This window comes from Embleya hyalina (genome assembly GCF_003967355.1).
In the GTDB taxonomy this organism is placed as follows: Bacteria; Actinomycetota; Actinomycetes; order Streptomycetales; family Streptomycetaceae; genus Embleya; species Embleya hyalina.
Map to the genome: position 1 here is coordinate 276,843 of NZ_BIFH01000015.1, position 26,098 is coordinate 302,940.

At 72.9% G+C, this 26,098-nt stretch carries 7 protein-coding genes; 1 reads left to right on the plus strand and 6 read right to left on the minus strand.

Translation table 11 applies throughout. The annotated features are described in order from the left end of the window. Window positions 1–18 precede the first annotated feature (18 nt). The 6 genes from EMA17_RS08920 to sbnA all read right to left on the minus strand — a co-directional run bounded on the left by EMA17_RS08920 (window position 19) and on the right by sbnA (window position 18,603). A complete protein-coding gene (locus EMA17_RS08920; RefSeq protein ID WP_126636374.1) occupies window positions 19–930 on the minus strand; it encodes an ABC transporter permease in 912 nt (303 codons plus the stop codon). Continuing rightward, on the minus strand, window positions 927–1,904 hold the full coding sequence (locus EMA17_RS08925; RefSeq protein WP_126636375.1) for an ATP-binding cassette domain-containing protein: 978 nt from the start codon (window positions 1,902–1,904) through the stop codon (window positions 927–929). The genes EMA17_RS08920 and EMA17_RS08925 overlap by 4 nt, the downstream gene beginning before the upstream one ends. Continuing rightward, window positions 1,901–2,107, minus strand: coding sequence for an MbtH family protein (locus tag EMA17_RS08930; protein WP_126636376.1), 207 nt, complete (start codon window positions 2,105–2,107; stop codon window positions 1,901–1,903). Before EMA17_RS08930 ends, EMA17_RS08925 begins: the two co-directional genes overlap by 4 nt. A gap of 68 nt (window positions 2,108–2,175) precedes the next feature. Further along, window positions 2,176–9,507: a non-ribosomal peptide synthetase gene (locus EMA17_RS08935; RefSeq protein WP_126636377.1), complete on the minus strand. Its 7,332-nt coding sequence runs from the start codon at window positions 9,505–9,507 to the stop codon at window positions 2,176–2,178. Continuing rightward, window positions 9,504–17,492: a non-ribosomal peptide synthetase gene (locus EMA17_RS08940; protein ID WP_126636378.1), complete on the minus strand. Its 7,989-nt coding sequence runs from the start codon at window positions 17,490–17,492 to the stop codon at window positions 9,504–9,506. The genes EMA17_RS08935 and EMA17_RS08940 overlap by 4 nt, the downstream gene beginning before the upstream one ends. 73 nt (window positions 17,493–17,565) lie before the next feature. Next, window positions 17,566–18,603, minus strand: coding sequence for a 2,3-diaminopropionate biosynthesis protein SbnA (sbnA, locus tag EMA17_RS08945; protein WP_126636379.1), 1,038 nt, complete (start codon window positions 18,601–18,603; stop codon window positions 17,566–17,568). Between the two features lie 221 nt (window positions 18,604–18,824). On the opposite strand from sbnA, the gene EMA17_RS08950 reads away from it, so the two are divergent. Then, complete coding sequence (locus EMA17_RS08950) at window positions 18,825–26,054, plus strand: non-ribosomal peptide synthetase (protein WP_126636380.1); 7,230 nt, start codon at window positions 18,825–18,827, stop codon at window positions 26,052–26,054. Window positions 26,055–26,098: the final 44 nt, after the last annotated feature.

The window sequence follows — 26,098 nt, forward strand, 5'->3', positions numbered from 1 at the left end:
ACTGACGGCGGTTGCCGCTCACCTTCCGATGGCCTTTTCGAAGCCCCGCACGCTGCCGGCGACCGCGATGACCAGGATCGCCGTCAGGGTGATGGCGGCGACCACGCCGGGGTGGTCGGCGGCGAACCCGCTGCCCGCCGCGCCCGACGGGTCGTTGCCCCACAGCCTGCGGCAGGTGGTGATGACGGCGGTGACCGGGTTCCATTGGGCTACCGGGCGCAACCATTCCGGCAGGCCGTTCACACCGACGTACGCATTGGAAAGAAAGCTGAAGACGACCAGCACGAGCGCGCCCGTGCCGTCGATGGCCTCGACATTCTTCTGGGTGGTGCCGAGCAGAATTCCGAGCCACAGCATGGTGTAGATGAAGGCGAGCAGCACAGCGAATCCGGCGGCGGTGCGCAGCACGCCCTCGTGCGGCCGCCAGCCGACGGCCAGGCCGACCAGGGACACCGCCGTCAGACTGACCGCGCCGACGAACAGGTCGGCCAGCGTGCGGCCGATGAGCACCGCGCTCGGTGCGATCGGCAACGAGCGGAACCGGTCCACCAGGCCGTGGCGCAGGTCGAGGGCGACACCGATGGCCGTGGGGCCGACGCCGGACAGGCCGACCTGGACGGCGATGCCCGCCAGGATGAAGTCCTCGTACGGGACACCGCCGGGGACGTTCATCGAGTTGCGGAAGAGGTAGCCGACGGCGACGAGCATCACCAGCGGGGTCATCGTCACGAGCACGAGCCGGCCCGGGGAGCGGCGCAGATGTATCAGATGGCGTCCGGCCAGGGCGAGGGTGTCGCCGAGGTAGCCGAGCAGCGCGCCCCTGGACTCCGCGGACCGCGGCACCGGGGTCGAGGCCGCGGGGTCGGCCGCCGTCGACGCGGTCGCCTCCGCGGTCGTCGGCGACACCGCGGCGTCGGTCGTCGATGTCATCGCCGGCTCTCCTTCTTCTGTCCCGTGCCCGTGAGCTGGAAGAACACGTCGTCGAGCGTGGGCTTGCACACCTCGAAGTCGACGGTGTCCACGCCCTTTTCGCGCAGCGCGACGGCGGCGCGCGCCACCTCGTCCAAGCCGCCCCGGTCGAGTTGCACCGATACCCGGAGGGTGGCCGGGTCGGCGACCGGTTCCTGGGCGCTGCCGAGCGTGGCGAGCGCGGCGACCGCGTCGGCCAGGCTCTCCGGGCGGGCCAAGGTCACCTCCAGGCGCTCGCTGCCCACCATGCGCTTGAGGGCCGCGGGGGTGTCCTCGGCGATGACGCGGCCCGCGTCGATGACGGCGATCCGATCGGCGAGCGCGTCCGCCTCCTCCAGGTACTGGGTGGTGAGCAGGATGGTGACGCCGTTGGCGACCAGATCGCGCACCACGTCCCACAGGACGCTTCGGCTGGTGGGGTCCAGGCCCGTGCTGGGCTCGTCGAGGAACAGCACCTGCGGATCGCCGATGACACAGGTGGCCAGGTCGAGCCGGCGGCGCATGCCGCCCGAGTATGTGCCCACGGTGCGGTCGGCCGCGTCGGTCAGCTCGAACCGCTCGAGCAGTTCGGCCGCGCGCAGGGCCGCACCGCGTCGCCCGTAGCGCAGCAGCTTGGCCAGCAGGACCATGTTCTCGCGCCCGGTCAGGAGTTCGTCGACGGCCGCGTACTGTCCGGCGAGGCCGATGCGCCGCCGGACCTCCTTGCCCTCGCGCACCACGTCGTGCCCGGCGACGACGGCGCGGCCGGCGGACGGCTCGACCAGGGTGGCCAGGATGCGGACGGTGGTCGTCTTGCCCGCGCCGTTGGGGCCGAGTACGCCCAGGACGGTGCCGGCGGGCACCGCCAGGTCGACGCGGTGCAGCGCCGTGTGGCCGCGGTACTGCTTCTGCAGCCCTTCGGCGAGGATGGCCGGGTCGGACGAGGCCACGGTCATCCCGCCCGACGCTGCAGGCTGAGCGGACGCATGTCCGTCCAGTCGCGCTCGATGTGGGCCACCGCCGTGGCGCGGTCGGTCGCCGCGAGCGTCACCCGCCAGCCGTCGGGCACGGCGGCGAAGGACGGCCACAGGGAGTACTGCCCCTCGTCGTTGACGAGGACGAGGAACCGGCCGTCTTCGCGGTCAAAGGGGTTGGCCATGGATGTTCTCCAGATCTCGGATGGTGCTCGAATGCGTCGGGTGCTCGGATGTGTCGAGTGGTCGGGGGTCAGCCGGGCGCGGGCGCGGCACGTGTCGCCGCCAGGGCGGCGAGCGTGTGCTCGACGGCCCGGCCGATGGCCGCCGCCGGGGCGGGTTGCATCATCTGCTGGTGGGTGCAGTCCACGTCGTACGCGTGCATGGCCCGGCCGACGTGCGGCTCCCAGCTCTTGAGCTTGAGGGCGCGCTCGTCCTGTGTGCCCCTGTCGCCGCCCCCGCTCGCCACGAAGAGCGTCATGGGGCAACCGTCGAAACGGCCGGGGGTGAAGCGCCGGAACAGCTCCAGGTTGTTGCGCATGACGCCCAACAGGCGCTCCAGGGTGCTCTGTTCGAACGCGGCGAGCGGGCCGCCGGCGCGGGCGAGGCGCGCGGCGACGCCCTGCGGGGTGAGCCGGTCGAACCCCGCCGGGTCGACACCGGCCTCGGTCAGGAAATCGGCGAGGAACTCCTCGTCGCTCGGCGAGGCGCCGTGTGCGTCGTCGGGGTAGGCGTCCAGGTTCGCCAGGTACGCCACTTCCTCGCCCGCCGCCCGCAGTCGCACGGCCATCTCGTGGGCGACGACACCGCCGTAGGACCAGCCGAGCAGGTGGTACGGGCCGGTCGGCTGGATGGCCCTGATCCGGGCCAGGTAGTCGTCGGCGACGTCCCCGATGTGCTCGGGCAGCGGGCCCGGCTCGGCGATGCCGCGCGCCTGGAGACCGTAGACGGGCTGCTCCGGGTCCAGGTGCTCGGCGAGCGCGGCGAACGGGATGGCGAAGCCCAGGCCGCCGTGTACGCAGAACAGCGGCGGCCTGGCGCCGGTCGGCCGGATCGGCAACACCGGCCCCAGCGGGTCGCCGGCCTCGCCCTCGGTGACCGCGCTCGCGGCGAGGGCCTCGACGGTGCGATGCTCGAAGACCGCGCCGAGGCCGATCCGCAGCCCGAGGCGGGCGGCGGCGTCGACCAGCCTGATCACTTTCAGGCTGTCCCCGCCCAGTGCGAAGAACCCGTCGTCCGGGCCCACGTCACCGACGTCGAGCACCTCCTCGATCGCCGCGCACAACAACCTTTCCCGCTCGGTGCGGGGCCGCTGCGGGGCGCGGTCGGCGCCGGCCCGGGGGCGGTCGGGGGTGGGCAGGGACTTGACGTCGAGCTTCCCGTTGGCGTTCAGCGGCAGCTCGGACAGCGCCACGAAACCGTCCGGCACCATGTAGCCGGGCAGGAAGCGCGCCAAGTGCCGTTGCAGCTCCTCCGATTCCGGGTTCGGGCAGCCGGGGGCGGGCACCACGTAAGCGACCAGGCGGCGCTGGCCCGCGCGCTCGACGGGGGCCAGCACGACGGCCCGCGCAATGCCCTGATGGGCAGTCAGAACACGCTCGATCTCGCCGAGTTCGACGCGATAGCCGCGGATCTTCACCTGCTGGTCGGCACGGCCGACGTAATCGATCCGGTCGTGCCTGTCCCAGCGCACCAGGTCGCCCGTCCGGTACATCCGCTCCCCCGGCGCCCCGAACGGGCAGGCCACGAAGCGCTCGGCGGTCGCACCGGGCCGGTCGAGATACCCGCGGGCAAGGCCCTCGCCCGCCACGTAGAGCTCGCCGACCACGCCCCGCGGCACCAGTCCCAGTGCCTCGTCCAGGACATAGGCGCAGGTGTCCCCGATCGGCAGCCCGATGGGCACGGTGGCCCCGCCGCCGACCAGGGCGGTGTTCTGCCAGGTGGCGAAGGTGGTGGCCTCCGTCGGGCCGTACGCGTTGAAGAGGACGGTGTCCGGCATCGCGGCCCGCAGCCGCTCGATGTGGTCCGCGGACAGCGCCTCGCCGCCGGTGAACAGGGCCCGCACGGCGGCCATGGCGCGGGGCCGGGTGTCGGCGAGGGTGTTGACGAGCTGGGTGGTGAGGAAGGCGACCGTCACCCCCGCCCGGTCGACGAACGCCTCCAACGTCTCGGGGTCCGCGGGCCCCGGCGGGCAGACCGCCAGCCGGGCGCCGTGGGTGAGCGGCGTCCAGATCTCGAAGGTGGACGCGTCGAAGGCCACCGCCGCGAAGCACATGAAGGTGTCGTCCGGGCTCGGCGCCAACTCCGGTAGGCCCCGGACCAGACGCACGGCGGCCCGGTGCGAGACGGCGACGCCCTTGGGCTTTCCGGTGGAGCCGGAGGTGTAGATGACGTAGAGCAGGTCGTCGGGTTCGACGACCACGGCGGGCGCCGGGGAAGCGGGCAGCGCGGCCGACGCGGCCAGCGTGTCGGGGGCGTCGAGGACCACGACCTCGACCCCGGCACGCTCGGCGCCGGGAGCGGCCCGGCTCGCCAGGGACTCCTGGGTCACGAGCAGGCGGGCACCGCTGTCGGTCAGCATGTCGTGGACCCGCTCGGCGGGGTACGACGGATCGAGGGGCAGATAGGCCGCGCCCGCTTTGGCGATCGCCAGCACCGTGATCACCGTGGCCGGTCCACGCTCCAGGACAAGCGCCACCAGGTCGCCTCGGCGGGTGCCGCGGGCGGCCAGCAGGCGGGCCGAGCGGTTCGCCGCGGCGTCCAGTTCGGCGTACGTGACGTGGACCAACCGTTCCGGGGCACCCGGCTCGGCGTGGATCAGGGCCACGGAGTCCGGCGCGGCCGCGACCCGAGCCGCCACCAGCTCTGTGATCGTGGTGTTCGGGGTGCCGATGCGATGGGTGCCGAGGGCGAGCAGTTCGGCGTGTTCCACGGGGTCGACGATGTCCAGGCGGGACAACCGCCGACCGGGCTCGGCGAGCGCGGCGGCCAGCAGCCGCAGGTAGGCGTCGGTGACGCGGCGGGCCGTCGCGGGCTCGAAGAGGTCGGTGGCGTACTCGACGGCCAGCGACAACTTCGGCCCGGCCGCGTCCCCCGCCTCCTCGGTGAGCTGGAAGAGCAGGTCCCACTTGGCGGTCTCCCCCGGCACGGGCTCCCGCGTCACCGAGACCCCCGCGTCGGTGTCCGCGGGGGTCATCGCGTCCGGGCCCGGTGCCGCCTGCTGGAAGCCGAGCATCACCTGGACCAGCGGGTGTCGCGACATCGAGCGCTCGGGGTTGAGCACCTCCACCAGCTTCTCGAAGGGCACGTCCTGGTGCCGATAGGCGGCCAGGTCGCACTCCTTGACCCGCTCGACCAACTCCCGCAGGCTCGGGTCGCCCGAGGTGTCGGTGCGCAGCACCAGCGTGTTCACGAACATGCCGACCATGTCGTCGAGGCGCTCGTCGGTGCGACCCGCCACGGGGCTGCCGAGCGCGATGTCGGTGCCCGCGCCGAACCGGGTGAGCAGCGCCGCGAGCCCGGCGTGCAGCACCATGAAGACGCTGACGCCCCACTCGGCCGCGAGCCGGTACAGGTCGCCGCGGAGCGCCTGCGGCACCGCGGTGTGCACGTGGCCACCGCGGAAGCCGGCCCGGGCGCCGCGCACGAAGTCGAAGGGAAGCGCCGGCTCCTCCGGGAGCCCGGCCAACGCATCGGTCCAGTAGGCGAGTTGGCGAGAGAGCTCGCTGCGCGGATCGTCCGCGTCGCCGATCACCTCGCGCTGCCACAGGGCGTAGTCCGCGTATTGCACCGGCAGCGGCGGAAGTTCCGGCGCTCGCCCGGTCCGCCGGGCCCGGTAGCACTCGGTCAGGTCGCGGGTGAGCGGGGCGAGGGACCACCAGTCGGCCGCGATGTGGTGCACCACCAGCAGCAGTACGTGCTCTTCGGGACCGAGCGCGAACAGGTTCGCCCGCACCGGGACGTGGGTCTCCAGGTCGAAGCCGCGCGCCGCCTCGGCGGCGAGCGCGGCGGGCAGGCGCTCCTCGGTCGTCTCGCTCACCGGCATCGGGACGAGGGCGTCGGTCGGCGCGAGCACCCGCTGCTCGGCCGGGCCCGCACCGTCGTCCGCGGCCGCGGCACGCGGCGGGAAGACGGTGCGCAGCGCCTCGTGTCGCGCGACGACGTCCCGCAGCGCCCCCCGGAGCGCCGTGACGTCCAGGGGTCCCGAGAGTCGGACCGCCAGCGGGATGTTGTAGAGGCCGTCGGGAGCGCCGAGGCGTTCGATGAACCACAGCCGCTGCTGCGCGTACGACAGGGGCAGGGACGCCGGGCGCGGGCCCGCGACGAGCGGGGCCCTGCCGATTTCCGCCCCGGGCACCCGCTGCGCGAGGCGCGCCGGCGTCGAGGCCTCGAACAGGTCCCGTATCCGCAGTTCGGCGCCGAGTTCGGCGCGGACCCGGTTGACGATGCGGGTCGCCAGCAGCGAGTGGCCGCCGAGCGCGAAGAAGTCGTCCTCCACGCCGACGCGTTCGAGCCCGAGCACCTCGGCGAAGACGCCGCAGAGCAGTTCCTCCTCGCGGGTGCGCGGGGCGCTCGCCGACGTGGCGTACTCGGGCGCGGGCAGCGCGCGGCGGTCCAGCTTGCCGTTGGCGGTCAGCGGCAGCGCGGCCAGCCGGACCACGGCCGCCGGGACCATGTAGTCGGGCAGCCGGTCCCCGACGAACGCCCGCAGTTCCGCTCCCGGTTCGGCCACCGCCTCCGGGCCGTCGCCCGCGTCGTCGCGCAGCACCACGTACGCGACCAGGCGCTGGTCGCCGGGCCGGTCCTCGCGGGCGACCACGGCCGCCTCTGCGACGCTCGGGTGCCGGCCGAGCACGGTGGCGATCTCGCCCGGCTCGATCCGGAATCCGCGCAGTTGCACCTGCTCGTCGGCGCGCCCCAGGTATTCGAGGGTGCCGTCGGATCGCCACCGGCCCAGGTCCCCGCTTCGGTACATGCGGGCGCCCTCGGCCTCGAACGGGCAGGCCACGAAGCGCGCCGCCGTCAGGTCGGGGCGCCCCAGATAACCGCGCGCCAGGCCGGGACCGGCGACGTACAGCTCACCGGGCACGCCCGCCGGTACGGGCTGGAGGGCGCCGTCGAGCAGGTACACCCGCAGGTCCGCGATGCCGCGCCCGATCACGCTGCCACCGTTGCCGGCCGCCGTCGAGGCCGCCAGCTCCTGGTAGCTGACGTGCACCGTCGTCTCGGTGATCCCGTACATGTTGACCAGGAGCGGCCGGTCGGAGGCGTGCCGGGCGTACCAGTCGGCGAGCTTGCCGACATCGAGCGCCTCGCCACCGAACACCACACGACGCAGCGCCAGTTCGCGCGGGCGCTCCACGTCGGCGCGGATCAGCTGATAGAACGCGGACGGCGTCTGATTGAGGACGGTGACCCCCTCTTTGGCGAGCAGGTCCAAAAACGCGCCGGGGGAACGCGAGACGTCGTACGGCACGACGACCAGGCGCCCGCCGCGCAACAGCGCGCCCCACAGCTCCCACACCGTGAAGTCGAAGGCGATGGAGTGGAAGAGGGTCCACACGTCGTCGGGCCCGAAGCCGAACCGGTCGTCGGTGGCGTCCAGCAACCGCACCACGTTGTGATGCGGTACCACCACGCCCTTGGGACGGCCGGTGGAACCGGAGGTGTAGATGACGTACGCGGGGTGCTCCGGATCCGCGCGGACACCCGGGTCCGTGTCCGGGCAGGCGGCGAGCGCGGCCGAGGTCTCCTCGGCCCCGAGGTCGACGCACTCCACGGCCGGCGCGTCGGGCAGCTCCGGCAGCCCCGCGTCGGCGCCGGTCAGCAGGAGCGCCGGGCGCGCGTCGCGCAGTACGTAGGTGATCCGGTCCGCCGGGTGACCCGGTTCGAGGGGCAGATAGGCCGCACCGGCCTTGAGGACGGCGAGGACCGCGACGATCAGCTCCGCGCCGCGCGGGAGCGCGAGGGCCACGAACGTCTCGGGCCCCGCGCCCCGCGCGGCGATCAGGTGGGCGAGTCGATTCGCGCGGGCATCCAGCTCCCGGTAGGTGAGGGAGCCGCCGGGCCCCTCGGTCCCGGGCACGGTGACCGCGACGGCGTCGGGTGTGCGTGCGGCCTGCGCGGCGAAGAGCGCCGGGATGGTGGTGCGGCGCACGGGCTCTTGAGGAGCGGCCGACGCGCCGCTCCACTCGGTGAGAAGGCGCGCACGCTCGACGGGGCCCGGCGCACCGAGGCGGGCGAGGAGCGTCTCCGGTTCGTCCGCGACCTCCTCGAGGATACGGACGAAGCGGTCCAGGACCCCTCGCGCGGCAGCCCGGGCGGCCGCCTCGCCGCCCTGGCCCAACGTCGATTCCTTGTAGGCGAGTCGGAGATCAAGGCGCTCGCCGGGGAACACCGTCAGGCTCAACGGGTAGTGGGTGGCCGAGTGCATCTCGGCCGCGTTCACCGCACCGCCGAACTCGCGGCGCAGGGTCTCCCCGTCCAGCGGGTAGTTCTGGAAGGCGAGCACGGTGTCGAAGAGTTCGCCCTGGATGCCGGAGGCGGCCTGCGCCTCGGCGAGCGGCAGGTGCTCGTGCGGCATCATCTCGATCTGCTGCCGGGCCAGCGCCCGGAACAGCTCGCTCGCCCTCAGGTCCGGGCGCAGGTCGGCGCGCACGGGCAGGGTGTTGGCGAAGAGCCCGATCATCGACTCGACGTCCGGGACCTCGGCGGGGCGGCCGGAGGTCACGACGCCGAAGACGACGTCTTGGCGGCCGGTGAGCCGGCCGACCAGCAGCGCCCAGCAGCCCTGCACCACGCTGTTGAGGGTCAGGCCCTGCCCGCGTGCCCACCCGACGAGCGCCGCCGTGCACTCCGGTGACAGGACGTGCTCGACGGACGAGGGCGGTTCGAGTGCCCGGCCCGCGTCGGGAAGCACCCGAACGGGTCCTTCGAGGCCGTCGAGCAGCCCGGTCCACGCCGCCCGCGCCGCGTCCCGGTCGCGGTCGTTCAGCCAGGTCAGGAAGGAACGGTACGGCACGGGCGCGGGCAGCGCCGCCCGGTCGCCCCGCGCGCCGAGGAGCAACAACTCGTGGACGGCGAGCGGGAAGGACCAGCCGTCCATGAGGATGTGGTGCACCGACCACAGCAGCCGGTGGTGCCGCTCGCCGAGCCGGATCAGCGTGAACCGCATCAGCGGCGGACGCGCGAGGTCGAACCGGCGCAGCCGGTCCTCGTGCGCGAGCCGCCGCGCCTCGGCCTCCCGCGCGGCCTCGGGCAGCTCCGTCAGGTCCCGGAAGTGCCAGTCCGGTTCGACCTCGCTCTCCTTGAGCACGACCTGGACGGGTTCGCCGCTTTTGCGATTGCGGAAGCAGGCCCGCAGGTTCGAATGTCGGCTCAGCAGCGTCGCCGACGCCGCACGCAGCCGAGTGGCGAGCCCAGGGCCGTCGTCCGCGTCCCGGCCGTCGATGTCCGCGACGAACTGGAGCGTGTAGAGGTCGGGTGCCGCCGGGTCGTACGAGGACAGGAACAGCAGCCCCTGTTGCAGCGGTGAGAGCGGCAGTACTTCGCTGATCTTCGACCCGGCTCCGGGAGCGGTCGTCACGACAATTCCTCATTCAACTCGAATTCGAGATCGGCCAGTTCCTCGTCGGAGAGGGAGATCAGGCTGCCCTCGGGCTCCACGGCGGCGCGTTCGGGACCGTCCTGTTCCTGTTCGGCGGCGATCTGTGCGAGGGCGGCGGCCGTCTTGTGGGTGAAGATGTCGCGGGTGGTCAGGGCGAGACCGGCTTTACGGGCGCGGCTGACGAGTTGGATCGAGCGGATGCTGTCGCCGCCCAGGGTGAAGAAGTCGTCGTCGATGCCGACATCGGCCAGGCCCAGGACATCGCCGAGGATGCCGCACAGCAGACGTTCGTTCTCGTTGCGCGGGCCGCGCGCGGTGTCCCGGTCGGCGGTGCCGGGCGAGGGCAGGGCCTTGCGGTCGAGCTTGCCGTTCGAGGTGAGCGGCATCGCGTCCAGCACCACCCAGGACGCGGGGATCATGTACGCGGGCAACAGTTGCGCGAGTTCCCCGCGCACCCTCGCGGCGTCGACCCCGGGCCCGGTGAGATAACCCACCAGACGCGGATTGCCCGAGGCGTCGGGCAACACCGCGACGGCGGCGTCGGTCACCGTGTCCAGGGAGCGGATGGCGGCCTCGATCTCACCGGTCTCCACGCGCCGCCCGCGGATCTTGATCTGGTGGTCGCGGCGCTCGATGAACTCCAGTTGACCGTCCGCGCGTTGCACGACCCGGTCGCCGGTGCGATACATCCGGGCACCGGCACCCGCGAACGGATCGACCACGAACGTGGCGGCGGTACGGGCCGAGTCGTGGAGGTATCCGCGCCCGACACCGGCACCGCCGACGTACAACTCGCCCGGCACACCGGCCGGAACCGGCCGCAGCTCGTCACCCAGCACGTACAGCCGGGTATTGCGCACGGCCGTACCGATCGGCACCCGCGACCCGAGGATGTCGGAGGCGGTGACCACGGCGTGCGTCACGTCGTCGGAGCACTCCGTCGGCCCGTACGCGTTCATCAACGGGACCTTGGGGTGACGGGCGTGCCAGCGGCGGCACAGATCGACCGGCAGGGCCTCCCCCGTGGTCATCAGCCAACGCAGATCCGGCAGTTCCGGAGCGGCACCTTCGACGTCCCACGCGTCCAGCGCCGCCCGCAGCAGGGAGGGGACGACCTCCAGCACGGCGACCCGTTCCTCGCGGGCCACCGCGAACAGGGCGGCCGGGTCGGCCGCCATGTCGGTGCCGCAGACCCGGACCCGACCACCGACGACCAGCGGCGCGAACATCTGCCACACCGACACGTCGAACGTCAACGGGGCGTTCTGCACGACGGTCTCACCGGCCGCGAGGTCGAGGTCGGCGACCTTGGCCCACAGGTGGTTGAGCATGCCCGACCGCTGCACCATCGCCCCCTTGGGACGACCGGTGGACCCCGACGTGAACATCACGTACGCCAGATCCGACCCGACGCCGACGCACGCCGGCAGATCGCCGGGGATCGGCGCGATCTCCAGGTCGACGACCGCGACGGGGACGGTGGTCACCGAGCCGGCGAGCTCGGCGCCCGACGCCTCGTATCCCGCGCCCACGAGCAGATGGCCGGCGCCGCTGTCCCCGAGCAGGGAGGTGTTGCGGGCGGCGGGCGCGTCCGGGTCGAGCGGCAGGTACGCGCCACCCGCTCCCAACACACCCAGCACACCCACCACGAACGGCACCCCGGGATCGGCGAACATCGCCACCACTGAACCCGCCGACACCCCGACCTTCGCCAGCCGGACGGACAGTCCACCGGCCGCGGCGACCAGCTCCCCATAGGTGAGCGATGTGGTGCCGTCCGACACGGCGATCTCGTCGGGGATGCGGGCGGCCACCGCCCGCACCCGCTCGACGACCCCGAGGCTCTCCTCGGTGATCGACGGGTCCCACTCGCCGAGCAGCCCACCGAGCTCACCGGGCGTACCGGACCCGGCCGCGGTCGCCGGGGCGGTCACATCGACCCGGGCGAGCAGCAGTTCGGGCCGCTCCGCGACCGTGCGCAGCAGGTGTTGGAAGATCACCGCGATCCGCTCGACGTCGTCCGGGGTGAACCGGTCCGGCGCGTAGTCCAGGCGCAGGCTCAGGGCGTCGCCGGGGAAGACCACCATGCTCAGCGGATGGTGGCGGGCGTCCCTGGCCTCGGCGCGCACCACACGCGGGCCGTCGGCACCGGTGTCGAGGCCGTTCTCGTCCAGCGGGAAGTTCTCGAAGAGCACCACGGTGTCGAAGACCTCGCCGGCGAGACCGGCGGCCTTGTGGATCTCGGCGAGGCCGAGGTGTTCGTGCGGGAGCAGCGCGGTCTGCTGGTCCTGGAGAGCGTGCAGCAGTTCCGCGAGGGTGGCGCCGGGGTGCAGCCGGGCGCGGACCGGCACGGTGGTGAGGAACATGCCGATCATCGACTCGACGTCCGGGACCTCGGCGGGGCGGCCGGAGGTGACGGCGCCGAAGACGACGTCCTGGCGGCCGGTGAGCCGGCCGAGCAACAGCGCCCAGCAACCCTGCACCACGATGTTGAGGGTCAGCCCCTGGTCGCGCGCCCACTCGGACAGGGCGGCCGTCAGCTCACGAGGCACCTCGGCCCGCACCGAGTCGGGCAACATCGGGGCGTGATCGCGATCGCCCGGGACGAGCAGGGTGGGTTCGGCCACGTCGGCGAGCACCGCGTGCCAGGCCGCCTTGGCCGCCTCCCGGTCCTGCGCGGTCAGCCAGGCGAGATAGGAGCGGTAGGGGGCCGGGTCGGTCGACAGCGCGACGTCCGCGCCGGTCGCGCACAGCGTGAACAGCTCCCGTACCAGCAGCGGCATCGACCAGCCGTCGACGAGGATGTGGTGGCTGGTCCAGATGAAGCGGTGCCGGTCCTCGCCGTGGGTGACCAGCGTGAAGCGCAGCAGCGGCGGGGCCGCGAGATCGAAGCGACGGGCGCGCTCGGCGTCGGCGATCCGGTCCAGGGCGGCGGCCCTGGCGGACTCCGGAAGATCCGTCAGGTCGATTTCCTGCCAGGGCAGTTCGGCGTGCCGCGGGATGAGCTGTACGGGTTCGCCGGCGGCGCGGGCCCGGAACGAGGCGCGTAGATTCGGATGCCGATCGAGCAGCGCCTGGCCCGCGGCCCGCAGCACGGCGGGGTCGAGGTAGCCCTCGATGTCCGCGACGATCTGCAGCGTGTAGACGTCCACCGCGTCCGCGTCGTCCTCGGCCTCCGTCCCGCCCGCGGTGTCGTAGTCGGCGTGGAAGAGCATGCCCTGCTGCAGCGGGGTGAGCGGCAGGACGTCCGCGAGGACCGTGCCGGTCCGCGCGAACTCGGCCTCGTACTCCTCGATCTCGTCCTGCGCCGGCTCCACCAGCGGCAGGTCGGACGGGGTGAGGCCGCCCGCGCCCGGGGCGCCGGCGTGTCGGGCGAGCAGTTCCAGGGCGCGGAACCAGGTCTGCGCGATGTCCTGGGCGTCCTCCTCGGACACGGTCCGGCCCGCCCACGCCCAGTTGGCGATCAGGTGCGGTCCGTCGTGGCGGTCCTCGGTCGCCGGGGTGACGTCGAGCAGGTGCGGCAGCGGCATGCCCGGGTGCGCGCCGGTGCCGACGACGCCGTTGCCGCCGATGGGCTCCCACAGCCGGGACTCCCCGGCGTCGAAGCGGCCCATGTAGTTGAAGCCGATCTGCGGCCGGTTCCGGCCGACGAGGGTGCGGGCGGCGTGCGGGTTGAGGTAGCGCAACAGGCCGTAGCCGACGCCGCGGTCGGGCAGCGCGCGCAGTTGCTCCTTGATCCGCTTGAGGACCGTGGACAGGGCGGGACCGCCCACCCACACCTCGTCCCAGTCGAGCGCGCCGGCGTCCAGGCGCACCGGGAAGGCGCTGGTGAACCAGCCGACGGTGCGGGACAGGTCGAGGTCGTCGCCGAGCTGCTCGCGGCCGTGGCCCTCCAGTTCGATGAGGGTCTGCGCGTACTGGGCGTGGCCGTGCCGCCGGCGCCAGTCGGCGACGGCGAGCGCGAGACCGGTCAGCAGGACGTCGTTGACCTCCGCGTGGAAGGCCGCGGGGACGTCCGTGAGCAGCGGCCCGGTGACCTCGGGGCCCAGTTCGAGGCGGAGGGTGCGCCGGGTGCCGTACACATCCGTGGCGGGATCGAGCCGGTGGGTGCCGACCAGCGGGTCGGGTCCGGCCAGGATGCCCTGCCACAGAGCGAGTTCGGGCCCACGCACCTGGGTGCGGGCCTGCTCGGCGAGCCGTTTCGACCAGCCGCGGTACGAGGTGCCGACGGGGTCGAGGGCCGGGGCGCGGCCGGCGTCGAGCGCCTCGTAGGCGGCGGCCAGGTCGGGCAGCAGGATGCGCCACGACACGCCGTCGATGACGAGGTGGTGGGCGCAGAGCACCAGCCAGGCGGTGTCGGCGTCGGGCCCGGCGTCGATCAGCACCGCCTGGACCATGACGGCGCCGGCGGGGTCGAGCCGGGCGCGGGCCGCGGCCGCCTGCCGCTCGGTGTACCCGAGGACGTCCTCGGCGTCCGCACCGCCGTCGAGGCCCTGGACGGCGATGACCAGGCGTTCGCCGGAGAGCGCGCCCGGCTCCAGGATCTCCGTCCGCCACAGCCCCGGGGCCGGTTCGGTGGCCCGGGTGCGCAGCGCGTCGTGGTGGTCGACCAGCGCGTGCAGGGCCGCGTCGAGCCGGTCGGTGTCGAGGTCTGCGGGAACGCGCACCACCACGTGCTGGCTGTACTTGACGACCGGCCCGGTGAGGCTGCCGGTGTCGTCGTGCAACTGGGCCATGATCGGCGTGAGTTCGTACGGGCCGCTGCCCGACTCGCCCGCATCCGCGCCGGCGGTGCTCGCGGCCTCGGTGTCGACCCGGCCCGCCGCCTGTGCGAGGGCGGCGGCCGTCTTGTGGGTGAAGATGTCGCGGGTGGTGAGGGCGAGACCGGCCTTGCGGGCGCGGCTGACGAGTTGGATCGAGCGGATGCTGTCGCCGCCCAGGGTGAAGAAGTCGTCGTCGATACCGACGTGGGTGAGGCCCAGGACGTCGCCGAAGATGGTGCACAGCAGACGTTCGTTCTCGTTGCGCGGGCCGCGCGCGGTGTCCCGGTCGGCGGTGGTGGGCGAGGGCAGGGCCTTGCGGTCGAGCTTGCCGTTCGAGGTGAGCGGCATCGCGTCCAGCACCACCCAGGACGCGGGAATCATGTACGCGGGCAGGAGTTGGGCCAGCTCGGCCCGAATCCGGCCGGCGTCCACACCGGGCCCGGTGAGGTAGCCGACCAGGCGGGGGTTGCCGGACGCGTCGGGCAACACCGCGACGGCGGCGTCGGCGACCGTGTCCAGGGAGCGGATGGCGGCCTCGATCTCACCGGTCTCCACGCGCCGCCCGCGGATCTTGATCTGGTGGTCGCGGCGCTCGATGAACTCCAGCTGCCCGTCCGCGCGTTGCACGACCCGGTCGCCGGTGCGATACATCCGGGCACCGGCACCCGCGAACGGATCGACCACGAACGTGGCGGCGGTACGGGCGGGATCGTGGAGGTATCCGCGTCCCACACCGGCGCCGCCGACGTACAACTCGCCCGGGACGCCGGCGGGAACCGGCCGCAGCTCGTCACCCAGCACGTACAGCCGGGTGTTGCGCACCGCCGTGCCGATCGGCACCCGTAGGTCGAGGGTGTCGGTGGCGGTGACCACGGCGTGCGTCACGTCGTCGGAGCACTCCGTGGGCCCGTACGCGTTCATCAGCGGGATGTGCGGGTGGCGGGCGTGCCAGCGGCGGCACAGATCGACCGGCAGGGCCTCCCCCGTGGTCATCAGCCAACGCAGATCCGGCAGTTCGGGGACGGCGCCCTCGATGTCCCAGGCATCCAGGGCCGCGCGCAACAGCGAGGGGACGACCTCGAGGACCGCGACCCGTTCGTCGCGGACCAGGGCGAACAGGGCGGTGGGGTCGGCCGCCATGTCGGTGCCGCAGACCCGGACCCGACCGCCGACGACCAGCGGCGCGAACATCTGCCACACCGACACGTCGAAGGTGAGGGGCGCGTTCTGCACGACGGTCTCACCGGCGCCGAGGTCGAGGTCGGCGACCTTGGCCCACAGGTGGTTGAGCATGCCCGACCGCTGCACCATGGCGCCCTTGGGGCGACCGGTGGAGCCCGACGTGAACATCACGTACGCCAGATCCGACCCGACGCCGACGCACGCCGGCAGATCGCGGGGAGTCGGCGCGTCCTCCGGGCCCACGACCGTGATCGGGGCGGTGGTCACCGAGCCGGCGAGCTCGGCGCCCGACGCCTCGTATCCGGCGCCCACGAGCAGATGGCCGGCGCCGCTGTCCCGCAGCAGCGCGCCGTTGCGGGCGGCGGGCGCCGCCGGGTCGAGCGGCAGATACGCGCCACCCGCCCCCAACACACCCAGCACACCCACCACGAACGGCACCCCGGGATCGGCGAACATCGCCACCACCGAACCCGCCGACACCCCGGTCTCCGCCAGCCGGACGGAGACGCCCGCGACGCGCGTAACCAACTCGCGATAAGTGACGCTCTCCGCGCCGTCGGACACGGCCACGGCATCGGGCGTTTCCGCCGCCACGGCACGTATTCGTTCGACGAGGCCTTCGTCCGCCTCCCCTTCGCCGGCGGGGTCCCACTCGCCGAGCAGGCCGAGCAGCTCACCGGACGCGCCCAGGCCGACCCGGCCGAGCGGCTGGTCGGCGGGCATGGCGGCGAGGGCGGCCAGGAAGGTCTCGAAACGGGCGAGATGGGTGGCGAGTTCCGTGGAGCCGTACAGCTCGGGGTTGCCGTCGAGGTGGATCTCCATCGTGCCGTCGGCCGTGTTGAGGACCGTCATGATGAGGTCCTTGACGATGCCGGTGGACAGATTGACCACCAGGCCGCTGCAGTCGTCGGAGAAGGCGAGCTCCGGGTCCTGGTTGAGAACGTTGATGAACGGCCCGAAAGCGCGCTGGTCGTCGGTGCGCAGGCCGATGTCGCGGCGGATGCGGTCGCCGCGGTAGCGCTGGTGTTTGAGGGCGCTCGCCACCTCCACCCAGGCCCGGCGCAGCAGCTGGGTACGGGTCATCTCCGGGCTCACCCGCACGGCGAGCGGCAGGTAGTTGGCGAGCATGCCGGGAATCCGGCGGCTGATGGCGCCGACGCGACCGGTCACCGGCAGGGTGAGCAGCGGCCCGGCGACACCGGTGACCCGCTGGGTGTAGGCGGCCATCGCGGCGACCATCAGGACCGGCATGGTGACCTTGCCGTCCTGGGCCAGGGCACGCAGCGCGTCGGTGGCCTCGCGGGAGAGGCGCGAGGTGTGGCGCAGCGCACCGCGTCCGGGGGCGGGCTCCTCCTCGGAGAGGGAGACGAGCTCGGGCGCCGGCCCGTGCGCGCCGGAGGTGAGGCGCTGCGTCCAGTAGGTACGGTCCCGCTCGACCAGCGCCGAATCGCGGTATTCGCGCTCGGCGTCCAGGAGGCGGTGGAACGCCGGGATGGCGCCGGGGTCCTCCGTCGAATCGGCTGTGCCGGCGGCGAGCCGGGTGTAGAGCTCGGCGAGCCTCGGGTAGAGGAGCACGCGGCTGTAGCCGTCGATGAGGATGTGGTGCATGCACAGGTAGAGCAGGTGGTGCTCGGGTCCCAGCTTGATCAGCGCGCCCCGGTACAGCGGGAAGTCGGTGACCTTCAGGGGCTCGGCGTGGTCGGCGCGCATCCACCGCTCGGCGGCGGCCAGCGGCTCGGTCCTGCCGCTGAAGTCGAAGATCTTGAGCGGGAGTTGCGCGAGTGGACGAATGATCTGCCCTGGCACGCCGTCCTCTTCGAGGAATTGCGCGCGCACTCCCTCGGCCTCGTCGGCGAGGCGGTGCATCGCCTGTACGAGCAACTCGACGTCGAGTGGCCCGCGCAGTTCGATGTAGTCCGCCATGTTGTAGGCCAGCGGGCCGGTGGCGAACCGCTCGTCGAACCAGATCTCGGCCTGCGCCGCGGTGAGCGGAAGGACAGTGCCCCGGTTTTTTGCCATCGCTTTGCTCTCCGTCATCCTCAGCCTCAGCCCCGAATCGACTCTCGATCCTTCGATACCGCTCGGTCCGCGGTCAGCCGGAAATCGTTTCGAGTCCGGCGGTGAATCCGGACCCGATGTCCGCGTATTCGACGCCTGCCATGAGACCGTCCGGGCCGATCGAATCGCGCACCCAATCGTCGCGGTAGACGGTCTCCATATAGCGCTCGCCCAGGTCCGGCGAAATGGTCACGGCGGTCACCTGGTCGGGGCCGCCGGCGGTGCCGTCGCCGTAATGCTCGTCGAGCCAGTGGAGCGCTCCGCTCACGGCGGTTCCGGTCGAGCCGCCGAAGAGGAACCCGTGGCGCATCAACTCGCGGCAGGTGCGGACGGTATCCGCCTCCTCGACATGGATCGCGGCATCCACCAGGGACTCGTCGAGCAGCGGCGGGCGCACGCTGGTGCCCAGGCCCGGGATGTGCCGGGTGGCCGCGGGACGCCCGAAGGTGACGGAGCCGACGCTGTCGACGGCGACCACACGCACCGACGGGCGCCGCTCCCGGAAGTAGCGCGCGCAGCCCATCAGGGTGCCGGTGGTGCCGGCGCCGATGAACAGCACGTTCAGATCGGGGAACTGGCGGGCGATGGCCGGCGCGGTGGTCCGGTAGTGGGCCATCCAGTTGCCCGGGCTCAGGTACTGGTTGAGCCAGACCTTCTTGTCGTCGGCGGCGAGCAGCGCCTCGACGTACCGGATCCGCGCGCCGAGGAAGCCCTCGGTCTCGTGCGGCTCGGTGACGACGTGGACCTCGGCGCCGAAGGACTCCATGGTGCGCCGAGTCACCTCGTTGCACCGGGAGTCGGTCACGCACAGGAACCTGAAGCCCCTGTTCGCGGCGAGCACGCTCAGGGCGACACCCATGTTCCCGGACGAGGACTCCACCAGGGTCGAGCCGGGGCCGAGCACACCCGCGGCCTCCGCCTGCGCGACCATCTCACGGGCCGCTTTCAGCTTGATGGATCCGGCGAAGTTGAATCCTTCGACCTTCAGAAAGAGACGACGCCCGAAGAGCGGCTGTAAATTCACGAAGAGGTCGCTGACCTCGAATTCATGCGACGCGGAAATAACCGGCACTGGCGACTCCTGGCCCTCGGCAACCAATTAGCCTGGACGGCCAGCCTCTCGCCGCGCGCTGACGAGGGGCTGACGGACTGCTGACGAGGGCGGCATCACGCGCGGCACGCCCACCTCGCAAGATGCGTCAGTGGCCCGTCAGTTATCGGTCACTTGAGTGTCAGTGCGATCCGCCTATGTTTGTCATTCCGCCTGTCCAGCTCTTCCGCGAGGAGTCCGGTTTGAATCGGCCGTCCGCGATCAGCGAAGTCCTCTCGCTCTCGCCGCTGCAACAGGGACTGCTCTTTCTTTCGGAGTACGACCGCGAGGGAACGGATGTCTACACCATCCAGCTGGTGCTCGATTTCCGGGAGATGACCGACGCCGACGCCACGGCGCTGCGCGCCGCGGCGGGCGCGCTGCTGGAGCGGCACTCGAATCTGAGGGCATGCTTCCGGCACCGCAAGAACGGCGAGGCGATCCAGATGATCCCCAAGTCGGTGGCGCTGCCGTGGCACGAGGTGGAGGTGGTCGGCACCGGGAGCGGACCGGCCGCGTCGGTGGAGGCCGAGTTCGACCGGGTGGCCGAGGAGGACCGGCTGCGCCGCTTCGACCTGGCCCGGCCGCCGCTGCACCGGTTCACCCTGATCCGGGCGGGCGGCGGGCGTTGCCGCCTGGTGTGGACGGTGCACCACATCCTGGTGGACGGCTGGTCGATGGTCTCGCTGATCGGTGAACTGAACGCGCTGGTCGAGGAGTCGAAGTCGGGATCGGCCCACCCGGCGCCGGCGGGGGCCGCCTCGGCCTCGTACCACGCCTACCTGGCCTGGCTCGGCGCGCAGGACAAGCCCGCCGCGCGACGGGCCTGGACGCAGGCGCTGGCCGGTGTCACCGAGCCGACGCGGCTCGTCCCGGTGGCTCACACCGGCGCCGAGGACCGGGGCGCGCTGCCCGAGTCGGTTCCGCTCGACCTCTCCCCCGAGGTCTCCGCCGACCTCGTCCGGTTCGCCCGCTCGCGCGGCCTGACCGTCAACGCGGTGGTACAGGGCTGCTGGGCGCTGCTCCTGTCCAGGTCGACCGGCCAGGACACGGTGCTGTTCGGCGCCGTGACGTCGGGCAGACCGGCCCAGATCCCCGATGTCGAGCACATGGTGGGCCTGTTCGCCAACACGCTGCCGGTCCGCGTGGACGTCGACCCGTCCCGCACCCCGGCCGAGCTCTTCGCCGCGGTGCAGCGGGCCCAGGCCGACCTGCTGCCCCACGAGCACCTGCCTTTGGCGGAGGTGCAACAGCTCACCTCCGTGCGCGGTGAACTCTTCGACACGGCGCTGATGTTCCAGAACTATCCGATGGGGCCGATGCCGCACGCCACGACCGCGAACTCCCTGGTGACCGGCGTCGACATCCGCTCCGCCACGCACTACCCGATCACCCTCACGGTGTTTCCCGGCACCCCGCTCGGCCTCGCGGTCAACCATCGCCCCGGGGTGGTCACGCGCGCCGAGGCCCAGCGTGTGGGGCGGCGCTTCGCGCGGCTCCTGGAGTCCGCCGTCGCCCGGCCCGACGTGCCGTGCGGCCGACTCGACATCCTGGACCGGGCGGAGCGGGCGCGCATCGTCGACGGGCGCAACGACACCGGGGTACCCCTTCCCGGCCACTGGCTGGCGCCGCTTTTCGACGCCCGGGCCGAACACACCCCGCACGCGCCCGCCGTCCGCTGCGGCGACGAGCGGCTCGACTATCACGAACTACTGACCAGGGCCGACGAGTTGGCCCATGCGCTGCGCGCGGCGGGCGCGGGCCCGGAGCGCACGGTGGCCATCGCGCTCGACCGGTCCTGCGCCCTCGTCGTGGCCGCACTGGCCGTGCTCAAGTCCGGCGCGGCCTACCTGCCGCTCGACCCCGACTACCCCGCCGACCGGCTGCGCTACATGCTGGCGGACGCCGCCCCCGTGGTGACGCTCACCGACCGACGGGTGCGCGAACTCCTCGTGGGCGATGGCGAGACGGGCACGGGACAGTGGTGGGTCCTCGACGAGCCGGGGTCCGTGCCCATCGCGCCCGTCCCTCGGGAGGACTCCCTTCCGGCTCCGCACGCCGACCATCCGGCGTACGTGATCTACACCTCGGGCTCGACCGGCCGCCCCAAGGGCGTCGTCGTGCCGCACGGCGCGCTGACCAACCTGGTCCACGACATGGTCGGGCGCTTCCGAGTGACCGCCGAGGACCGGTTCCTGGCGGTCACCACCTTCGGCTTCGACATCGCCAATCTGGAGCTGTTCGTCCCGCTCGTGGCCGGCGCCGAACTGCTCGTCGCGGCCCGCGAGACCGTGCGCGACCCGGCCGCCCTGGCCGCCGCCGTCACCGACCTCGGCGCCACCCTGATGCAGGCCACCCCCAGCCTGTGGGAGTCCCTCGCCGCCGACCACGCCCCCCGGCTGGCGGGTCTGCGGGCCCTGGTGGGCGGCGAGGCGCTGCCCGAACCACTCGCGCGCACGCTCACCGCGCACTGCGCGTCCGTGACCAATGTGTACGGCCCGACGGAGACGACGATCTGGTCGACGGCCGCGTCCCTCACGGCGGACACCCCGGCCGATCCCGGCCCGCCGCCCATCGGCGGCCCCCTCGCCAACACGCGCGTGTACGTCCTCGACGGCGCCCTGCGCCCGGTGCCCGACGGCACCTTCGGCGAGTTGTACATCGCCGGATCCGGGCTCGCCCGCGGCTACCTCGACCGGCCGGGCCTGACCGCGGAGCGGTTCGTCGCCGACCCGTTCGCGCCGCACGGCGCGCGCATGTACCGCACCGGGGACGTGGTCCGCTGGGACGGCGCCGGCGGCGCCCTGGAGTACTCGGGGCGCAGCGACCACCAGGTCAAGATCCGCGGCCACCGCGTCGAACTCGGCGAGATCGAGTCCGTGCTCGCCGCGCAACCCGGGGTCCGGCAGGCCGCCGTCACGGCCGCCGCCGACCGGGCGGGGCACACCCGCCTGGTCGCCTATGTCGTACCGGCGGGGACCGACACCGACCAGCTGCGGGAGCGGGTCGCCTCGGTGCTGCCCACGCACATGGTCCCCGCCGTGTACGTTCCCCTGGACGCGCTGCCGCTGACCCCGAACGGCAAGACCGACCGCAAGGCCCTGCCCGCGCCGCCCGACGAGCGGGCGGGCACGGGACGGGCGCCCGTGGGGGAGCACGAGGAACTGCTGTGCGCGGTCTTCGCGGCGGCGCTCGGACTCGAACGCGTCGGCGCCGACGACGACTTCTTCGCCCTGGGCGGCCATTCGCTGTCCGCGACCACGGTCGCCAACCGGCTGCGCGCGGCCCTGGGCGTGGACGTCCCGGTGCGGTCCCTGTTCGACGCCCGCACGGCCGAGGCCCTGGCCCGCACGTTGTCCCCGGCCCTCGCCGGCGCCGACGCCGGGCCGGCCGCCGGCGACGCGCGCTCCGCGACGGTGTCCCGTACCCGTCGCCCCGTGCTGCGCGTCGTCCCGGGCCGCCCGTCCTCGGTGCTCCTGTCGTACGCCCAGGAGCGCCTGTGGTTTCTGGACAAGATGGACGGCCCTTCGGGCACGTACAACATCCCGCTGGCCGTGCGCCTCACCGGCCCGCTCGACGTCGGGGCGATGACCGCCGCCGTACGTGACGTGGTGGCCCGACACGAGAGCCTGCGCACCGTGTTCGCGGAGGCCGACGGGCTGCCCTCGCAGCTGATCCTGTCCGCCGACGAGGCGGATCGGGCGGGCGCGCGACTGGTCCACGTCGGCCTGCCGGGCTCGGAACCGGCCGGCCCGACCGCGGCCGGCGAGGCCGCGCTCGCCGCCGCGCTCGCCGCCGAGGCCGCCCACCCCTTCGAGCTGTCCGCCCAGGTTCCCCTGCGGGTCCGGCTGTTCACGATCGGGCCCGACTGCCACGTGCTCGCACTGACCGTGCATCACATCGCGGCCGACGGTTGGTCGCTCGGCCCGCTCACGCGCGATCTCGCCGACGCCTACGCGGCGCGGCTCGCGGGCGGCGCCCCGCGGTGGGAGCCGCTGCCCGCGCAGTACGCCGACTACGCCTTGTGGCAACGCGAACTGCTCGGCGCCAAGACCGACGCGGACAGCCTGGTCGCCGCCGAACTGGCCCACTGGCGCCGGACGTTGGCGGGCATCCCGGAGGAACTGGACCTGCCCACCGACTTCCCGCGACCGGCGCGGGCCGGTCACCGCGGCTCGGAGGTCGCGTGCACGGTGCCCGCCGAGGTGCACGCGCGTCTCGCGGAACTGGCGCACCGCGGCGGCGCCAGCCTCTTCATGGCGGTCCAGGCCGGACTCGCCGCGCTGCTCACCCGACTGGGCGCGGGCACCGACATCCCCCTGGGCAGTGCGGTCGCGGGACGCAGCGACGACGCCGTCCGCGATCTCGTCGGCTTCTTCGTCAACACACTCGTGCTGCGCACCGACACCGGAGGCGATCCCACCTTCGCCGCTCTGCTCGCGCGGGTACGGGAGACCGATCTGACCGCCTACGCGCACGCCGAGTTGCCCTTCGAGCATCTCGTCGAGGAACTCAACCCGGTGCGCTCGATGGCCCGCCAACCGCTCTTCCAGGTGATGCTGGCGTTCGACAACGCGGACCCGCTGCCCGGAATGTCGGGGATTTCGGCCGCGGTCGAGCCGGTCGGCACGGTGACGGCGAAATTCGACCTCTCCTTCCACGTGACGGAGCAAACGACCGCGGACGGCGCGCCGGGCGGCCTCGACCTCCGCCTGCACTACCGCGAGGACCTGTTCACCGAGGCGACGGCGGATCGCCTCGCGCGGGCCCTCGCCACCCTCCTCGGCTCCGCCGCACGCAGCCCCCGCTCCCGGATCGGCGCCCTGGACCTGCTCACCGCCGAAGAGCGCCGCACGCTCTTGTCGGACCGGAGCGGACGCCTCGTCCCGCGGCCCCCGGTCACGCTCCCGGCCCTCTTCGAGGCGTACGCGGCCCAGGCCCCGGACCACCCGGCACTGGTCACCCCCGACGGCGTACCCGCCGGTTCCGGCTCCGTCCGTCTCACCTACGCGGAACTCGACACCCGGGCGAACCGTCTCGCCCACCTCCTGCTGGCGCGCGGGGTCGGCCCCGGGGACGTGGTCGCGCTGGCCCTGCCCCGGTCCGCGCACATGGTCGTCGCGCTGCTCGCCGTCCTCAAGACCGGCGCGGCCTATCTGCCCGTCGACCCCGAATATCCCGCCGAGCGCATCGTGTACATGCTCCGGGACGCGGCGCCGGCCGGGGTGTTGACCGTCGCGGCGGTCGCCGACCGGCTCCCCGAACCACCCGGGGGCACCGTCCCGCTCGTCCTGGATGCCCCCGCCGTCCTGGCCGAGTTGCGCGACCGGCCCGGCACCGACCCCACCGACGCCGACCGCACCCGGGCGCTGACCCCGCAGGACACCGCGTACGTCATCTACACCTCGGGCTCGACCGGTCGCCCCAAGGGTGTCGCCGTACCGCACTCGGGAGCGGCCAACCTGGCCGCCAACCTGCGTACGGACCTGGGCGCGGGGCCCGACACACGGGTGCTGCAGTTCGCCTCGTTCAGCTTCGACGCCACCGTGTGGGAACTGTGCGCCTCGCTGTTCTCCGGCGGCACCCTCGTCTTCGCCACCGACGACAGCCGGCTGTCCGGCGAACTGCTGGCCGACCTGATCGCGGAGCACGGCGTCAACCACACGATCCTGCCGCCCACCGTCGTCGCCGGCATCCCCGACGCCGCGGTGTTGCCCGAGGGCATGTGTCTGGCGGTCGGCGGCGAGGCCTGCCCGCCCGCCGTAAGCAATCGTTTCTGCCGGCACGTCGCCCTGCGCAACGCCTACGGCCCGACCGAGGCTTCGGTCTGCGCCACCTGGAGCGACCCGCTGACTCCGGAGGGCAGGCCGCCGATCGGACGGCCCCTGGACAACTTCCGGATGTACGTCCTCGACACCGGCCTGTCTTTGTCGCCCATCGGAGTCACCGGCGAGCTCTACATCGCCGGGGCCGGCCTGGCCCACGGCTACCTGGGCCGCCCCGTCACCACCGCCGAGCGTTTCGTCGCGGACCCGTTCGGGCCGGCCGGCACCCGCATGTACCGCACCGGCGACCTCGTGCGGTGGCGACCCGACGGCACCCTGGACTACGTCGGCCGCTCCGACCACCAGGTCAAGCTGCGTGGTTTCCGTATCGAGTTGGGGGAGATCGAGGCCACCCTCGTCCGCCACCCGGTGATCACCCAGGCCGTCGTCGCCGTCGTCCCCACGCCCACCGGGGAACCCCAACTGATCGGGTACGTCGTGCCCGTGCCCGGCGTCGCCGCCGTCGACGTGCCGGTGCTGCGCGCGCACGCCGCCGAGTCGCTGCCCGCGCACATGGTGCCCGTGTCCCTGGTCACGTTGCCCGCGCTGCCGTTGACGGCGAACGGCAAGCTCGACACCCGCGCCCTGGCGGCGGCCGGAACGGGCACCGCCGCCGCCCCGGTTCCGGTGCGTGCGCCGGGCACGGCCGCCGAGAAGGTGGTCGCCGGGGTCTTCGGCGAGATCCTCGGCCTCGAACAGGTCGGCGTCGACGGGGACTTCTTCGCCCTGGGCGGCGACAGCCTGCGCTCGGTGCAGGTCGTGAGCCGGGCCGCCAAGGCCGGGCTCACGCTCTCGCTGGCCGATGTCTTCACCCACAAGACGGTGGCGGCCCTCGCCGCGGCGGCCCGGCCCACCACCGTGCGGGCGCCCGCCACACTCCCGTCCGCCATGACCGCGCCGGTCCTGCCCATCCGCCCGGCCGGCACCGCGGAGCCCCTCTTCTGCGTGCACGGCGGTGTCGGCTTCGGGCTGCCGTACGCGGAACTGGCCCCGCACATCGACGCGGCCCGGCCCGTGTACGCGCTGCAGTCCGACGGCATCGCGACGCACGGGGACGACCGCGAGCAACCTCGGGACGTACCGGCGCTCGCGGCCACGTATCTGGCACGCGTCCGGCAGGTGCAGCCACAGGGTCCCTACCACCTCATGGGCTGGTCCTTCGGCGGCCTGGTCGCGCACGAGATGGCCGTGCAGCTCCAGGCGGCGGGTGAGCGTGTCGCCTTCCTGGCGGCGTTGGACATCTACCCCGTCGCTCCGCACGACCCGAACCCCTCCGACGAAGAGGTCCGCACCGCCTTCCTGGAACACCACGCCGCGGGGGCCGCGATCACCGAGGAGGAGCTACGCCGTCTGACCGCGATCATGCGCCGGCACATCGACATGGCAAGGGAGTTCACGCCGGGCCGCTTCACCGGACCGCTGACCCTGTTCGTCGCCGCCGGCGAGCACCGGGACACCCCGGTCGCCGAACTCGTGGATCGCTGGCGCCCACACCTGGACGGACCACTCACGGTGCACGAAGTGCCTTGCGACCACGAGGAGATGCTTTCCCCCGAGGCCGCCCGTCGAATCGGCGCGTTCACCGACGCGGCCCTGAACAGGGCCTGAACGCGCGAGTGGCAGCTCCGCGCGGAGCCGCCGATATTCATCAG

Excerpts from the sequence above, each read along its gene's own strand:
- EMA17_RS08930 (WP_126636376.1), bottom strand. The coding sequence starts at position 2,107 with ATGGCCAACCCCTTTGACCGCGAAGACGGCCGGTTCCTCGTCCTCGTC.
- EMA17_RS08920 (WP_126636374.1), bottom strand. The coding sequence starts at position 930 with ATGACATCGACGACCGACGCCGCGGTGTCGCCGACGACCGCGGAGGCG.
- EMA17_RS08925 (WP_126636375.1), bottom strand. The coding sequence starts at position 1,904 with ATGACCGTGGCCTCGTCCGACCCGGCCATCCTCGCCGAAGGGCTGCAG.
- EMA17_RS08940 (WP_126636378.1), bottom strand. The coding sequence starts at position 17,492 with ATGGCAAAAAACCGGGGCACTGTCCTTCCGCTCACCGCGGCGCAGGCC.